The organism is Aeromonas sp. BIGb0405 (assembly GCF_024807335.1).
GTDB lineage: Bacteria > Pseudomonadota > Gammaproteobacteria > Enterobacterales > Aeromonadaceae > Aeromonas > Aeromonas rivuli.
In genome coordinates this window covers 32,163-47,974 of record NZ_JANUEP010000007.1, presented here as the reverse complement: position 1 = coordinate 47,974, position 15,812 = coordinate 32,163, and the positions used below count along the sequence as shown (strand labels likewise).

Genomic DNA, 15,812 nt, shown 5'->3' with positions numbered 1-15,812 from the left:
CCCTTGGGTGCTACCCATCGAGAAACGGCCACCCCTGCGGGTGGCCGTTTTTATGGGTGATGGTCGGGGATGACCCTGAGCGGCACTTATTGTTGCAGACCCTGCATTGAAGGCTCAACTCCCGCCCAGAAAAAAGGCCCCTCGCGGGGCCTTTTCATTCATATGGAGCAGGGGATCAGTGACCGCCCTGTGCCTTGGGAGGGACCGACTCGTCGAACTCCTTGAGCGGCTCATGTTTGGACGCCAGGAAGGTGTAGATAACCGGCAGTACGAACAGCGTGAACAGGGTGCCGATGGCCAGACCGGCGACGATGACGATACCGATACTGAAGCGCTGGGCTGCGCCAGCACCGGCGGCGTACAGCAGCGGGACAAGACCCGCTATCATGGCCGCCGTGGTCATCAGTATGGGGCGCAGTCGCACCTTGGCTGCCTGCATCACCGCTTCCATACGGTTCCTGCCGTGCAGCAGCTGTTCCTCTTTGGCTACCTCACAGATCAGGATGCCGTGCTTGGTAATCAAACCAACGAGGGTGATCAAGCCCACCTGGGAGTAGATGTTCATGGTCGCCAGGCCCCAAGCCAGGGCGATCAAGGCGCCACTGATGGCCAGGGGAACCGATACCATGATCACCAACGGGTCACGGACGGATTCGAACTGGATGGCCAGCACCAGGAAGATGATGGCCAGTGCCAGCGCGAAGGTGGCATAGAGCGCATTGCCTTCGGTGACAAACTGACGCGCCTCGCCCATGAAATCGTAACGATAGCCCTGGGGCAGGGTGGAAGCCGCTTCCGTTTCTAACCAGCCGATCGCATCACCCATGGCAACACCCGGAGTAGGTACTGCACCTATGGTCGCCGAGTTGAGCTGGTTGAAGTGGGGCAGGGCGCGTGGCTCACCGACCACATCTATGGTGATCAGGCTGCCAAGGGGCACTGAGCGGCCATCGGCGGCGCGAACATAGTAGCCCTTCATCGACTCGGGGTTGAGGCGGTACTTGCGTTCCACCTGCGGGATCACCTCATAGGAGCGGCCATCCAGATCGATACGGTTGACGTAGCCATCCGCCATCATGGTGCCCATGGTGACGCCTATGTCCTGCATTGTGATGCCGTAGGCACCCGCCTTGTCCTTGTCGATGCTGATCTTCATGGTGGCAGAGTCGTAGTTCAGATCGAGATCCGAGTAGACAAACTGACCACTGGCCTGAGCGGCGGCCAGCACTTCGCTCGCCACGATAAACAGGCTCTCGAAGCTGTTCGGTGTGGTGATGACGAACTGGATCGGCAAGCCGCTGGACGCGCCTGGCAATTCGGGGAACTGGAAGGTGGTGATGGACATGCCAGGTACGTTTTTGACAATTTCACCGACCCGATCCAGCACCTCTTTCTGACTGGCTTCCCGCTCGCTCCAGGGTTTCATGGAGGCGATACCGAATGCCTGGTTGGCATTGAACAGACCGGAGAAAACCTGGGAGTAAGCGATCTCGGGCTGATCATCCAGCACCTTGTTCACCTCCTTCATGGTCTGTTCTATGTAGTCCAGGTTGGCGTTCGAGGGCGCCGTACCCAGCACCGCCATGACTCCTTTATCTTCGGAGGGGGCCAGTTCGCTCGGAATGAACTTGAACAGCAATGGCAGACTGCCAAAGACGATGACCGCGAAGACGATGACCACGATGCGTTTTTGCATGACGGCATGGAGCATGCGGTCATAGCGATCCGTCATGCGCTCGAGCAGGTGATGCACAGTGCTCTCGAATTTGTTCGGTTTGGCATTGGCCTTGAGCATCACGGAACACATCATGGGGGAGAGGGTCAGGGCTATGATGCCCGACACAAATACTGCCCCCGCCAGGGTCAGCGCAAACTCCTTGAATAGCGAGCCGGTGATGCCGCCCATCAGTGCGATAGGGGCATACACGGCAGCCAGGGTCAGGGTCATGGCGATGACGGGCACGGCTATCTCCCGGGTGCCAATGATGGCGGCCCGGAAGGGTTCCTCACCCTCCTTGATGTGCCTGTCCACGTTCTCCAGCACCACGATGGCGTCATCCACCACCAGACCGATGGCGAGCACCATGGCAAGCAAGGTCATGAGATTGATGGAGAAGCCAAAGATGTCCATTACCATCACGACCCCGATGAGACTCAAGGGGATGGTGATGATGGGGATGATCACGGCGCGGAACGAGCCCAGGAACAGGGTGATCACCACCAATACGATGGCCGCCGCCTCTATGATGGTCTTGATAACCTCGTGGATCGATTCATTGATAGCCACGGTCGAGTCATAGAGGACGTTCATCTCCATGGTGCTCGGCATGTTGCGTTTGAGGCTTGGCAGCATCGCTAGCACATCGTGGGCGATGTTGATCGGGTTGGCGGTCGGTGAGGCGTTGACCGCCAGCACCACGGCTTCGCGGCCGTTGGCGGTGGCACGATAGATGTCGTGGCTCTTCTCCAGGCTGACTTTGGCGATGTCGGACAGGCGGATCACCTTGCCTTCCCGAGTCGATACAACCAGTCGCTCCAGTTCGGCAGTATTGGTGACCTGAGTCTTGGCATCCCCGTTGAACAGCATGAAATAGCCGGTGGACTGACCGGTTGCCGACTGATAGTTGTTGCTGTTGAGCACCGTCATCACGTCAGTTGCGGTCAGGTCGAAGGCGGCCATCTTGGCCGGATCCAGCCAGACGCGCAGGGCAAACTCGGTACCGCCATACAGATCCACTTTGGAGACGCCGCCCACAGTGAACAGCTGGGGTTTGACGACCCGTTCCAGGTAGTCGGTGATCTGGCTGGAGTTCAGCTCAGGACTGGTGACACCCAGATAGAGCACCGCCGTGGTCGACCCTGTGGAGGAGGTGACCGAAGGGTCTTCCGACTCTTTGGGCAGTTGGGAACGTACCGAGTTCACCTTGGCCAGTATGTCTGACAGCGCGGCGTTCGGGTCGGTATTCAACTTCATGAATGCCGTCACGGTCGAGCTGCCCAGCTGGCTGGACGAGGTCATGAAGTCGATGTTGTCGGCCTGGGCTATCGCCTGCTCCAGGGGTTGGGTGATGAAACCCTGGATCAGGTCCGAGCTGGCGCCGTAGTAGCTGGTGTTGACCGTGATGACGGTATTGATCACCTCGGGGTATTCGCGCACCTGCATCTTGAAGATGGCCTGGAAGCCGAGCAAGGCGATCAGAAAACTGATCGAGATTGCCAGCACGGGCCGCTTTATGAATATGTCAGTAAATCGCATTACAGATCTCCGCGCTTACAGCATCGGGGCTTGTGCCGGGACGGCCAGGGCATCGTTTTTCTCAACTTTGACCTTGGTGTCGTTACTCAATCGCACCTGTCCAGACAGCACCACTTCATCACCGGCCTTGATGCCGCTCAGGATATGGGCGTCATTGCCGCGGCGCTCGCCAACCTTGACCACATGTTGGGTGACACGTTTGACGCCGTCCTTCTCCTGGATGACGTAGACGTTCTGACCATAGAGGGTGAAGGTGATGGCATTTTGGGGCAGCACGACCTGGTCTTTGATGGTGGGCAGCACAATGCTGGCGCGGGCAAACATGCCGGAGCGCAGTTTACCGCCATTGTTCGGGATGTCCGCCTGGACCTGGATCAGACCGCTCTGATAGTTGACCGCTGGCTCGATGGCGCTGATCTTGCCGCTGAACTCGGTTTGCGGGTAAGCATCCACGCTGATCTTGATGGTCTGGCCCAGGGATATCTTGGAGATATCGGTCTGGGGCACGGTAAAGCGCAGACGCATCACGCTGATATCTTCCAGACGCACTATGTCGGTACCCGGTTCCATGTACTGGCCGAGGAAGACATTACGCAGACCGACGACACCCGCGAAAGGCGCGCGTACTTCCCGGCGGGCTATGGTCGCCTTCAGACTCTCAATATCGGCCTCCAGGGAGCGATAACTGGCTTCGGCATCATCGAGCTGGTCACGGGAGATGGAGTTCTTCGTATAGAGGTTCTTGTAGCGCTCGAACTTGGCTCGGGCGGCAGGCAGTCTGGCGGTGGAGGAGCGCAGGTTGGCTCTCTCAACACTGGAGTCCAGGCTGATCAGCAGTCGATCGGCGGTGACGGCCATGCCTGATTCGAAGGCGATCTTGTCTATGGTACCCGCCAGCTCGGTCGACAGCGTGACCCCCTGGTTTGGTTCGACGAAGCCAATTGCCTCTATGGTCGGGACCCAGTCCTGGGGCTTGATAACCATGGAGGTGACAGGGAATTCGGGTTCTGGCCTGTTGGCCATGAACTCGGCGATCTTCTTCTGCTTGAACATATTGAAGCCGATAACACTGCCAAACAGGGCCAGCGCGATCAGCAACATGATGGCCATCCACTTTTTCATGAACAGATTCCTGATAGAGAAGTTTTAGGGTTGTAATATGGCTTGCCAACTGGCACGTATCACGGCTTCCTGCTGTGTATCGGTCAGGGTCAACTTATGCCCCCTGCATTGTTGTAGCAAGAGGGCAACACTGTCCAGGCTGAGGGATTGCAGCACCCTCAGCGGTAAATCGATAAACAGTCCTGTTATACGACCTCGCTCAAAAAACCGATCTAATGGTTCCCATAGCGCCATGATGACGGGGTCGCGTTCCAGTTCCGAGGCCAAAGGCGAGCACTCATACTGCAGTTTGCAGATGATGGCATTCGGGTCGGACGTAAAAATGTGATGAATATTGAGCCACAACTGTCGGTATTGCTCGAAAGATGTCTCTTCTATATTCACGTCATTCAGTATCTGCTCACGGCACCCCATGATGGTGTGCCGATAAAGCTGGCGGATCAAATCTTCCTTGTCGCTAAAATAACGATAAATAGTTCCAGTTGCTACCTTCGCTTGCTTGGCGACCATGGCAATGGAGAGCCCATGGAAGCCCTGCTCGGCGAGAATATCGTGTGCGGCATCGAAGATGCGCTCTTTCTTGTTCATGGTCCTTGGGATGCCACTGAATGAACGTTCATTCATTTTAGGGGCATGTGAGGGCAAGTCAAGGAGGTAGAAGCAGTAGAAACAGGGGATCCTGGTGCCAAATCAGGCCTAATGGCTGATTAGTTGTTACAAATGCTGCCAAGTGATTGAAAAAACAGCACTTGAATCAATGAAATAAAAAAAGAGTAGACAAGCAGGCTCAGGTAATGAATAATCCGCCCCGTTCGACAGCGTGGCGCCCGTAGCTCAGCTGGATAGAGCGCTGCCCTCCGGAGGCAGAGGTCACAGGTTCGAATCCTGTCGGGCGCACCATCAAACGTGCGCTGATTAGCGGGCGTGTTGTGGAACAAAACAGCTGTGGTGGCTGTAGCTCAGTTGGTAGAGTCCCGGATTGTGATTCCGGTTGTCGTGGGTTCGAGCCCCATCAGCCACCCCATTTAAGCTGTAGAGTGACAGTTAGTTCGGTATGCGAAGGTGGCGGAATTGGTAGACGCGCTAGCTTCAGGTGTTAGTGCCTTAGGGTGTGAGGGTTCGAGTCCCTCTCTTCGCACCATACTGACTGTAAGCAAAGGATGACAAAGTCGTTTTTTGTGTGGCAGTACAAAATTTCTCGGTGATTAGCGCAGCCCGGTAGCGCATCTGGTTTGGGACCAGAGGGTCAAAGGTTCGAATCCTTTATCACCGACCATATTTAGAAAAACCCCGCTTCGGCGGGGTTTTTTGCATTCTGGATCCTGCGATTCGGCCCTCTCTGTTCAGAGCCAGGCCTCACCATCAGCAGGCAAACGCCACAGGATCAGTGCTCAGGGGCACCAGGCGACAGACATCCTCATGACCATATCCCTCCAAGGCATCAAGTTGGCTGATCAACAGAGAGTCGAGCCCGGTCAGCTGGTTGGCCTGGCGCAAGGTGGCGATCAGGTGGTCATGGCGACTATCTGTCTGCGTCTGTTCGAAGTAGATGGGACGCACGCCACGCAGCATGGCCATCTGATTGAGCAAGGGCCTATCGCTGGAGAGGGCCCAGAGCGGGTTGTCGAGATGGGTGCGGGAGAGGGCGATGACGGCAGCGCCCTGGCGGGTCAGCACGGCAATACCGCACCCCTTGTTCTGTCCGAAGGCGGAGATCATGGCAGCCAGCGCCATGCCGTGGCCGGGTTGCTCCTGTGAGCCGATCTTCTGCCAGAGTGGCTGCCCGAATAGCGCCTCCTGCTCTGCACCGAGGGCGATGCGGGCCATGGCCTCAACGGCTTCAACCGGATAACTGCCTGCGGCAGATTCCGCCGAAAGCATCACGGCGTCGGTACCGTCCATGACCGCATTGGCGACATCCAGCACCTCGGCCCGGGTTGGCATGGGGTTGGTTATCATGGACTCCATCATCTGGGTCGCCGTGATCACCGGGCGACCAAGCAGGCGACAGCGCTGGATCAGTCTCTTCTGGACGCCGGGCAGTCTGGCGTCGCCTATCTCGACGCCCAGATCCCCTCTGGCCACCATGATGATGTCGGCGGCGCGGATGACGTCATCCATGGCCTCGACGGAGGCGACCACCTCGGCCCGCTCCACCTTGGCAACGATGGCGGCCCTGCTGCCGGTGGCCCGGATCAATTGCCGCGCCTCCTGCAAGTCTGCCGCACTGCGCGGGAAGGAGACGGCGACGAAGTCGGCGCCCAACTGGTGCGCCGTCACGATGTCCAGCTTGTCTTTCTCAGTCAGGGCCGGTGCGCTCAGGCCGCCCCCCAGCACGTTGATCCCCTTGCGATTGGACAAGACGCCCCCGATCAATACTCGGGTGTAGACCCGGTTCTTTGCAATGTGCTCCACCTTGAACTGCAGGCGGCCATCGTCGAGCAGCAATATGTTGTCGACCCTGACCTCATTGACCAGTTCGGGGTAATCGAGGCCGACGCGCTCCTGGTTGCCCTGCGCGGGATCCAGACTGGCATCCAGAATGAAACCATCCCCCGGCAGCAGCCGTATGCTGCCCTCTGCGAAGCTGGCGATCCGGATCTTGGGGCCTTGCAGATCGGCCAGTATGCCGATGTGCACCCCGAGCCGGGTCGCAACCTCGCGGATCCGCCGGGCGAGTTGCTGATGCTGTTCACTGGTGCCATGGGAGAAGTTGAGTCGAAACACATTGGCTCCCGCCAGGATCAATTTTTCCACCATCTCCCTGGAGGAGCTGGCCGGGCCTAGGGTAGCGATAATCTTGGTTTTACGCATGGGGTGGACTCTCTGTCTGGGGGCGTGACATAAAAAAGGTGGTCAAGAGACCACCTTTTTTATTGGGTTCATTTGCGTGATGGTCAGTAGTTGACGACTTTTTTGGCTTTCCACACCGTCAGGGCGAGCAACATGGAGATGACCGAAGCACCAAGCCAGAAGTACTGGGCACTGCTGAAGTCGTAGTGAGTGACCCCGTCGACCACGCTGGTCTTGATGAGGGCGGCGGAGACCAGCTCCTGGCCGGAGGCGGCGATGTAGGAGCAGAGGCCGATGAAGCCTTTCACGGCGCCGACGGCGGTCTTGGGCATCAGGTCACAGGCGGTCAGACCGGCCAGGAACACCACCAGACCACCGATGGAGTAACCGATCAGGGAGAGGGCGACGGCGTCCATCATGCGGCTCTGGGGGCCCCAGAACATCAGGCACATACCGGCGATGTTGGCCAAGCCGTACAGCAGGGTCGGGATGTGGCGGTTGGAGTTGAATACCTTGTCGGAGATGACCCCGGCCAGGATGGCGCCGACGAAACCGGCGATGGGGTAGGCGGACATGGCAAAGCCGGCATCGATCAGGCTGTATCCCTTCTGCTCTTGCAGATAGAGCACGGCCCAGGAGCTCATGGCGTAACGGGACATGTACATGAAGGCGCAGGCGGCGGCGATGAGCCAGACGGTCGGCTGCTTGAGGATGAACATCTGGGCGCGGCGGATCTCGGCCGGCTCGACTTTCTTGGCGATCTCCGGCTCTTCACCGAAGGCGACGGCAGGCTCGGGCAGCGCATAAGTCTGCGGGCGGTCCTTCAGGGCCAGGAACATGAAGATGGCGGCGATCCCGGAGGCAATACCGGCCCCGATGAAGCCCGCTTGCCAGCCGAAGTAGCTGACGACGGTGGCGGTCAGTATCCAGGAGATGCCTTCACCTATATTGCGGGAGCCGCCCCAGATGGAGTAGACGGATCCACGCTGCTTGGGGGAGAACCACTGGAAGATGGAGACGCAGGAGGGCGCCGAGCCGATGGACTGGAACCAGCCGTTCAGGCCCCACATCAGCACCAGGAAGAAGGTGGCCGTGTTCATGCCCATGAAGATGGTACAGACGGCGGAGGCGCCCAGGGCGACCGACATGAAGCGGCCTATGTTGGCGTAATCCGACAGGAAGCCGTTGGAGAACTTGCCGACCGCGTAGGTGAACAGGAAGGCCGAACCGATGACACCCAGTTCATCCAGGGTGACGATCCCGGCATCCAGCAACGGTTTCTTGACCACGTTAAGGCTCATGCGAACCACATAAAACATGGCGTAGCCCAGTACCAGGCCCAGGAAGACCTGCCACTGATACTTGCGATAGATGGATCTTATCTTGTCCGGCGAGGCGTCCATGACCGGAAGGTCGGCTCGCGTCTTGAAGAAGTTGAACATGGTACTCTCCGTGAATAATTGGGTACTAAAGTGCAGAGATGTTCTGCCATAGTGCAAAGTTGCTCTGCCGTCCTTGGCATAGTAGGTAGGGATAACAGGGGTCAGCAAAGCCGAGAATTTGGGTCAGAGATGACTCAACTGACTGATTTGGCGAGTCATAAATGACATCTTCCGGCTGGTTCGATCTGGGGGGATCACCGAAAATGAGAGGGATGAATGGGGGGGAATGGGTCAGGAGTGGCTCATGCCACCGACCACGAATATTTCACCATGTTCCGGATCTTTGAGCTGTAGCACATAATCCGTTCACCACAGGATGCGTCCCCCCTTATGCAGAGCCCTTGCCGACCGTTGTTCATACTCACTATCGCCTGCTGGCTGTGCAGCGGTGGGGTTCAGGCGGCAGCGCTGACCGTGCTGACCTCTTTCTCGGAGAGCCCGACTCAGGCCATGGTAGAGGGATTTACCCAGCGTCATCCCGAGGTCAAGATTGAGGTTATCTACCGACGCACCCTCTCGGCCCAGCGGCTGCTGAGCCAGTGGGATGGCGCCCCTGTCGACATGGTGCTCTCCTCCTCCCCCACCTTCTTCCACTCTCTGGACAAGGCGGGCCTGCTCGCCCGCTTGCCCGTGCACACCCAGCCTCCCGCCTGGTTGAGTCCGCATATTCTCGGCCTGGACGGCAAGGTGGCCGTGGTCGGCTATTCCGGGATCGGCATCATGTATAACAGGCGCTATCTCGAGAAATACCGGCTGCCGGTGCCGCACGACTGGCAGAGTCTGGCGGATCCGGTGTTCATGGGGCATGTGATGATGAGTTCTCCCTCCCAGTCCGGCACGACTCATATGATGGTGGAGAGCATCTTGCAGCAATATGGCTGGCAGCAGGGCTGGGCCATCCTGATGCAGATCGGCGGCAATCTCTCCGCTATCACGGCGCGCAGCTTCGGGGTCAGTGATGGCATCAGCCGTGGCCTGGCAGGGGCTGGGCTGGTCATAGAGAGCTATGCCCGCACCAGTCAGGCGCACTTCGACTACATAGGTTTCACCCCCCTGCGTCAGGGCGCGATACTACCGACCTACCTGGCGGTGATGCAGGGCAGCCAACAGTCGGCGTTGGCGGGTCAGTTCATCGACTTCCTGCTCTCCGCCGAGGGACAGGCCGTGGTCGGTACTTCCGAGATGGCGAAGGTGACACTCACCGAACCGCAACTGGCGCAGCAGACGGACTTCGTGCTCGACAAGGAGTTGCTCTATCGCCGTGCCAGTCTGCTCAAAGTGCTGTTCGAGCAGACCATCACCCAGCAACTGCCCAGCTTGCGGCTGACCTGGCGAGGCATCGACGAAGCCGATGGGAACGGGAGCGGCAGAAGGGCCGCCCTGATCGCGCAGGCCAGGGTGCGGGCCAGCACACCGCCGCTTACCGAACAGCAGGCGCAGGATCCGGCACTGTTGGCGCTGTTTGACGATTTCTACGAAGGGGACAAGGCGAGCCCGCAGGCGGAGCGCATGCTGCATCAATGGCGTCAACTCACCCAGGACAACCTGAATGCGGCCATGGCGCTGGTCGAACAGGCGGCGCAGCCATGAGGGGGAGAGGCTGGTGGCTGCGCTGGCCCAGCACCCTGGGACGGCGGCTCACCCTGGCCTTCATCGCCATCACGATACTGACCCTTGGCATGGGGGTCACCGCTTATGTGATGTGGGACAGGCTCGGCCGCCAGGTCGGGATGATCGTCGAGGAGAACCTGCCGGCTATCGACGGGGCCTACCAGTTGGAGCGCGCCAGCTCGCGCCTGCTGTTGCAGCTGGCCCAGCTCAGGGACACGGGGGATCTGGGTGACTATCAGCGCCTCTCCCGTCAGGTATCGACGACCTTGCAGGAGATGCGCCAGGCCTCCCTCGCCAGTTCCCCTGACCACAAGGAAACCCCGAGCCAACGTCAGACCTTCGCCGAGTTGGGGGGGCAGGTAGAGCGTCATGCGGACTACCTGCGTCAGCAGCTGGATCATCAGGCCACACTGGCACAGATACAAAAACGCAGCGCCTGGCTGCATCAGGATCTGGTGGATGAGGTAGCCCCTCTGCTGCAAGAGGTGGAGTGGCACCTGACGGCGATGGTCGAGGACAAGAAGCAACAGGGCACCCTGGGGGAGATCATCAAGGAGTTCTCTACCCTGCAGGATCTCACCTTCAAGGAGAATGAGCTGCAGAGCCTGGTGGAGGAGGTGATCAGCCAACGCTATCAACAGGATCTGGAGAGCGCCTTCCTGTTCATTGGCTACAAGATTGCAGAGATAAACACCCTGACGGCCCGTCTCGCCGATTACCCCTCGACGGTGAGTTATCGTCAGATCCTCAAAGAGATAGTGACCCTGGTCAAACCCGGCGGCCAGCTGCAACGGCTGCTAGGGGAGGATGTGCGCACCCAGCAACAGCTCATCGCATTAGGTCCCCTGCTCGATCGCTCCGTCTCCCGCTACCATGCCAGGGTGAGCCTGCTGGTCACCGATGCCAACCATGCCCTGCGTACCCTGGCGCAGGACAGCAGCCGTCAGGTGGCAACCGGCAAGCGGGTGATCCTGGTGGTACTGGGTACCTCGGTGCTGATCAGTGGCTTCGTACTGGTGGTATTGATCGGACGGCGACTGATCCAGCGCCTCGATATCCTCAGCCAGGATCTGGCCGGGGTGGCGGCCGGCCAACTGGATCAGCCCATCAAGACGATGGGGCGTGATGAGATAGGGCGGCTGGGGGAGAGCCTGCGCAGCTTCTGCGAGCAGTTGCAGCAGATGGAGAGAACCAATGCCCTCAATCTCATCAACAATACCCAGGCCAGTCTGATCACCTGCTATCCGGATGGCACCATAGAGTCGGTCAACCCCAGTGCGCTGGCCCTGTTTCAGCAGACAGCCATCGAGCCGGATCAGCCGCTCTGGCAAGTGTTCCCCGGGGAGGCGGGCGCCCAACTGGCGGCACAATTCCAGCCCGATCAGCCCTTGCTGCAGACCGGCAGCAGTGAGTGCACCCTCTCGGCCGAGCTGGCGGGAGAGGTGCGCTTTCTCCATTTCAATTTCCGCCGCTTCGAACAGGCCAGGAGGCCAAAGTTCATCATCACCATCACGGATGTGACCCGCCAGGAGCTGACGGCCCGTGAGTTGGGGCGGCTGGTGGCGGAGCGCACCCTGGCGCTGACCGAGAATAACCAGCGGCTGGCCGAGGAGGTGACCCAGCGGGAGCAGGCGCAGCGCCATTTGCTGCAAACCCAGGATGAGCTGATCCAGGCCGCCAAGATGGCGGTGGTGGGTCAGGCCATGACCAGCCTGGCCCACGAACTCAATCAACCCCTGTCCGCCATGATGACCTACCTCTATACCAGTCGGGTGAAGCTGGCGGCCAAGGAGGGTCAGGGGCTGGGCGAAGAGTTGGACAAGATAGAGCGGCTGGCCCAGCGCATGAGCCGCATCATCACGGCGCTGCGCAATTTTGCCCGCAAGTCGCCAACAACCAGTGCTTTGTGCCGCCTAGACTTGCATGAACTGGCAGAGCAATCCTTGCTGCTGGTGGAGAACAGGGCCAAGCGTGATGGCTGTCGTTTGTCCAATGAGCTGCCCGCCGATCTCTGGATCCAGGCCGACCCGGGTCTGGTGGAGCAGGTACTGGTCAATCTGTTGGTGAATGCGCTGGATGCCATCGCTGGCCGGGAGCGACGGGAGATCAACCTGTTTGCGATCGCATTGGGGGGCGGGCGGCTGGGCATTGCGATCTGCGACAGTGGTCCCGGCTTCGACGAGGCCATGTTGCCCAAGCTGTTCACCCCCTTCACCACCAGCAAAGCGGTGGGGCTGGGATTGGGGCTGACCATCTGCCGCTCCTTGCTGGAACGTTGCCATGGTCAAGTCTGGTTGGGCTCTGCCCTGTCCGGGGGTGCTATGGTGGTGCTGGAATTTGTTGCCGATAAGGCCGATGTGTCCACGGGCGCCGACGGCCATGCATGACGGAGTATTGCCCATGTTGTTAACCCGCAGTCGTATCCCCGATGTGCTCCTGGTGGATGACGATGAAGATGTGCTGGACTCTTATTGCCATCTGCTCACCCTGTCCGGCTATCAGCCGAAGGCGACCACCAGCCCGGAGGAGGGGTTGGCCCTGCTGGACGCGCACTGGCCCGGAGTGGTGATCTCAGACATCTATATGCCGGCGATGAATGGCCTGGATCTGCTGGCCGAGCTGCAACGGATCGATGCCGAGATCCCGGTGATCCTGATCACGGGCCATGGCGACATACCGCTGGCGGTCAAGGCGGTCAAGCAGGGTGCCTTCGACTTTCTGGAGAAGCCCCTGAACCCGGAGGCACTGCTGGCGCTGCTGGCCAGGGCGCTCGAACAGAGGCGCAACATACTGTCCCATCGCAGCGAGATCCAGACGGCGGTCGATCATCAACTGATCGGCACCAGTCCGCAGATAGTGGCCATCCGCCAGCAGCTCAACCAGTTGGCCCAGACCGACAAGGATCTGATGCTGGAGGGGGAGCCTGGCTGCGGACGCCATACTCTGGCCACCTTGCTGCACAGCATCAGCGATCGCAAGGAGGGTCCCCTGCATGTCCATGATGGCGCCACCTCCCCCGAACTGGCCGAGATCAGGGCGAGCCTGACCCTCTGTGCCAAGGGGACGCTGGTCTTGCAGGCTCCCGCCCGGCTCAGCCCGGAGAGCCAGCGTTGGCTGGGGAGTTATCTGCTGGAGCAGGAGCGCAATGGCAACAAGGCGCAGCGCACCATCGCCTTGTTTGATGAGGCCCCGGAGCGGCTGGTGGAGCGGCATCTGCTGATGCCCGAGCTCTATTACTATCTCTCTCAGGTGAGGATCAAGCTGCCTCGCCTGGCCGAGCGCAGCTGTGACATCATTCCCCTGTTTCGCACCTTCCTGCGTCAGGGCTGCAAGCGGATAGGCCGGCCCCTGCCCCAGGTGGACAGACCCTATCTCGAGACCCTCAAGCGCCACCAGTGGCCCGGCAATATCCGGGAGCTGCGCAACGTGGCCGAGCTCTATGCCGTGGGCATCATCAAGCTGGCCGGGGTTGAGCGAGCCATACCGGCTGCCAATGCCCGGGAGCCCCTCGACGACCTGGTCGAAGAGTACGAAAAGCGCATCATAGAGGACACGCTCTTCCTCTTCTCCGGCCGGGTAGCCGAGGCCGCCAACTACCTTGGTATCCCCCGTAAAAAACTCTACCTGCGCATGAAAAAACATAATCTGGACAAGGAGTTGTTCAAGCCACAGAGCTGATCAGGCTCACCCTGAGCCATCAGAGCCATCAGAGCCATCAGAGCCATCAGAGCCATCAGAGCCATCAGGGCCATAAGGGCCATCAGAGCCATCAGAGCCATCAGAGCCATCAGAGCCATCAGGGCCATCAGAGCCATCAGAGCCATCAGGGCCATCAGACTGAATCATCAGACTGAGCCATCAGAGCCTGAACTGGCGAATGGTGATCGCCAGCTGCTGGCTCTGCTCTCCTAATTGGGCACAGGTCAGGCGTACCTGCTCCAGGCCCGTCAACATGGCGCGGCCATTGCTGGCGACGGCTTGCAGGTTCTGGTTTATCTCGCCACTGACCTCGCTCTGCTCATGAGCCGCGACCCTGATCTGATCGTTCATCTGGTTGATGATGACGATGGCCTGGCTCATCTGGCCGAGGTTGGCGCGGGTCTGATGGGCCTGAGCCACTACCTGGTGGCTCTGTTTGCTGCTGGCACCCATCCGCTGCACCGCCAGCTGACTGCCCTGCTGCAATCGCTCTATCATCTGCTGTATCTCCCCGGTGCTGTGCTGGGTCTTGCTGGCCAGGTTGCGTACCTCGTCGGCCACCACGGCGAAACCCCGCCCCTGTTCCCCGGCGCGAGCGGCCTCGATGGCGGCGTTGAGCGCCAGCAGGTTGGTCTGCTCGGCGATGCCACGGATCACCGCCAACACGGTCGAGATGTGCACCACATCCTGCTCCAACCGGGTGACACCCTGCTCCGATGCCTGAATATCCAGGACCAGCGCCTCCAGGGCCGTCACCGTCAGATGCAGATCCTCGCTGGCGCTCTGGACCTGTTGGGCAGCCTCACTCGAGGCGCTCGCGGTCTGACGGGCATGGGCCATCATCTGACCGCTGGTGGCGCTCTGCTCCTCTACTGCGGCCGCTATCTGGTCACTTTGCTGTTGCTGGCTCAGACCGTTGTCGACCATCTTGGTCATCAGCTCATGGAGCTGAGTCGAGGCGGACTGGACGGCGACGACGGTCTGGCTGACATCACCGACTATCTGATGCACCCGGCTGATGAAGCGGTTGAAGGCGGTGCCCAGGGCGCCTATCTCATCCCGACTGTGGATGCTCAGCCGCTGGGTCAGATCCCCCTCGCCATCGGCGATGTTGGCCAGGGCCTGCTGCATATTGCGCAGTGGCTGCAGCATCAACCGGGTCAGGCACCAGGTCAGCCCTATGGCAAACAGGACGGCGGCCAGGGTGCCCAGGCTCATCAGCTGCTGGGCATGCTGGCTGGACGCCTGGCTCTGCGCCATCAAGGTCTCTCTGCTCAGCGTCACCGCCTCCTTGAGCAGGTTGAGCTGCTTGCGGATGGATGAAAATTGCCGCTCGGCCTCATCGAAATGGGTTGCCAGATAGTTGCTGGCGGACTGGGGATGGGCAAAGACGGCGCCATAGTGCGGCAACCAGCGATCGAACTCTGCCAGCATCAGATCCAGGCTGGCCTGATGCTCCGCCCCGAGCAGGCCGCTCCCGATCAGGCCTTGTACGTCGGCTAGCCGGGCTCTGGCCTTGCTGCTGTTGTCGATGAACTCCTGATGCTGAAAGGCGAGGTTGCGCTCGGTGATACCACCGACGATCAACCCCTGGCCCGCCGCCACTATCTGGTAGAGATCCCGGTAGGCATCCTCCAGGGCGTTCTGAACCGGCAATATCTGTTCGGTTACCGTCCGGTTGATCCGCTGCTGTTCACTGAAGCTGCGGTAGGCCACCGCCATCACAGCGGACATGATGAGCAACACCATCAGGATGGGTACCCGTAATTTGGTGGTAAACGAGAGGTTGTTCAGAAGGGTCATGGGGGCGTCGCCGTGGTGAGGAAGGAGGGCCACATTATCGGAGCTGGTGAATCTTTGATCTCGACAGGGGTCACGGTTCGCGGCCC

General features: G+C 59.8%; 9 protein-coding genes and 4 tRNA genes. 7 read left to right on the top strand and 6 right to left on the bottom strand.

What is annotated here, in order from left to right; translation table 11 throughout:
• Window positions 1–175 precede the first annotated feature (175 nt).
• The 3 genes from M2366_RS15265 to M2366_RS15255 are packed head-to-tail and all read right to left on the bottom strand — an operon-like array spanning window position 176 to window position 4,966.
• A complete protein-coding gene (locus M2366_RS15265; protein ID WP_259270108.1) occupies window positions 176–3,256 on the bottom strand; it encodes a multidrug efflux RND transporter permease subunit in 3,081 nt (1,026 codons plus the stop codon).
• Window positions 3,257–3,271: 15 nt separating this feature from the next.
• Complete coding sequence (locus M2366_RS15260) at window positions 3,272–4,378, bottom strand: efflux RND transporter periplasmic adaptor subunit (protein WP_259237311.1); 1,107 nt, start codon at window positions 4,376–4,378, stop codon at window positions 3,272–3,274.
• 24 nt (window positions 4,379–4,402) lie between these two features.
• Window positions 4,403–4,966, bottom strand: a complete 564-nt coding sequence (locus tag M2366_RS15255) for a TetR/AcrR family transcriptional regulator (RefSeq protein WP_042043935.1) — start codon at window positions 4,964–4,966, stop codon at window positions 4,403–4,405.
• Between the two features lie 235 nt (window positions 4,967–5,201).
• On the opposite strand from M2366_RS15255, the gene M2366_RS15250 reads away from it, so the two are divergent.
• The 4 genes from M2366_RS15250 to M2366_RS15235 all read left to right on the top strand — a co-directional run bounded on the left by M2366_RS15250 (window position 5,202) and on the right by M2366_RS15235 (window position 5,654).
• Window positions 5,202–5,278: transfer RNA gene (locus M2366_RS15250), tRNA-Arg, on the top strand.
• Between the two features lie 48 nt (window positions 5,279–5,326).
• Window positions 5,327–5,402 (top strand) — tRNA-His (locus M2366_RS15245).
• Between the two features lie 32 nt (window positions 5,403–5,434).
• Window positions 5,435–5,519 (top strand) — tRNA-Leu (locus M2366_RS15240).
• Between the two features lie 58 nt (window positions 5,520–5,577).
• A tRNA-Pro gene (locus M2366_RS15235) sits at window positions 5,578–5,654 on the top strand.
• Between the two features lie 86 nt (window positions 5,655–5,740).
• Here the strand turns inward: M2366_RS15235 and pyk are convergent.
• Together pyk and M2366_RS15225 are read right to left on the bottom strand one after the other, a co-directional pair.
• A complete protein-coding gene (gene pyk / locus M2366_RS15230; protein WP_259270107.1) occupies window positions 5,741–7,192 on the bottom strand; it encodes a pyruvate kinase in 1,452 nt (483 codons plus the stop codon).
• An 83-nt stretch (window positions 7,193–7,275) separates the two neighbouring features.
• Window positions 7,276–8,613 carry an MFS transporter gene (locus tag M2366_RS15225; protein ID WP_042041249.1) on the bottom strand — a complete coding sequence of 446 codons (1,338 nt, stop codon included), beginning with the start codon at window positions 8,611–8,613 and terminating at the stop codon, window positions 7,276–7,278.
• A gap of 351 nt (window positions 8,614–8,964) precedes the next feature.
• On the opposite strand from M2366_RS15225, the gene M2366_RS15220 reads away from it, so the two are divergent.
• Genes M2366_RS15220 through M2366_RS15210 form a run of 3 tightly spaced genes read left to right on the top strand, consistent with a single transcriptional unit; the run spans window position 8,965 to window position 13,902 of the window.
• Window positions 8,965–10,203 (top strand): ABC transporter substrate-binding protein, encoded by a 1,239-nt coding sequence (locus M2366_RS15220; protein WP_259270106.1) that lies wholly within the window; start codon window positions 8,965–8,967, stop codon window positions 10,201–10,203.
• A complete protein-coding gene (locus M2366_RS15215; protein ID WP_259270105.1) occupies window positions 10,200–12,611 on the top strand; it encodes an ATP-binding protein in 2,412 nt (803 codons plus the stop codon). The genes M2366_RS15220 and M2366_RS15215 overlap by 4 nt, the downstream gene beginning before the upstream one ends.
• A 13-nt stretch (window positions 12,612–12,624) precedes the next feature.
• Complete coding sequence (locus M2366_RS15210; RefSeq protein ID WP_224431670.1) at window positions 12,625–13,902, top strand: sigma-54 dependent transcriptional regulator; 1,278 nt, start codon at window positions 12,625–12,627, stop codon at window positions 13,900–13,902.
• 180 nt (window positions 13,903–14,082) lie between these two features.
• On the opposite strand, the gene M2366_RS15205 is transcribed toward M2366_RS15210, so the two are convergent.
• Window positions 14,083–15,726, bottom strand: coding sequence for a methyl-accepting chemotaxis protein (locus M2366_RS15205; protein ID WP_259270104.1), 1,644 nt, complete (start codon window positions 15,724–15,726; stop codon window positions 14,083–14,085).
• Window positions 15,727–15,812 lie beyond the last annotated feature (86 nt).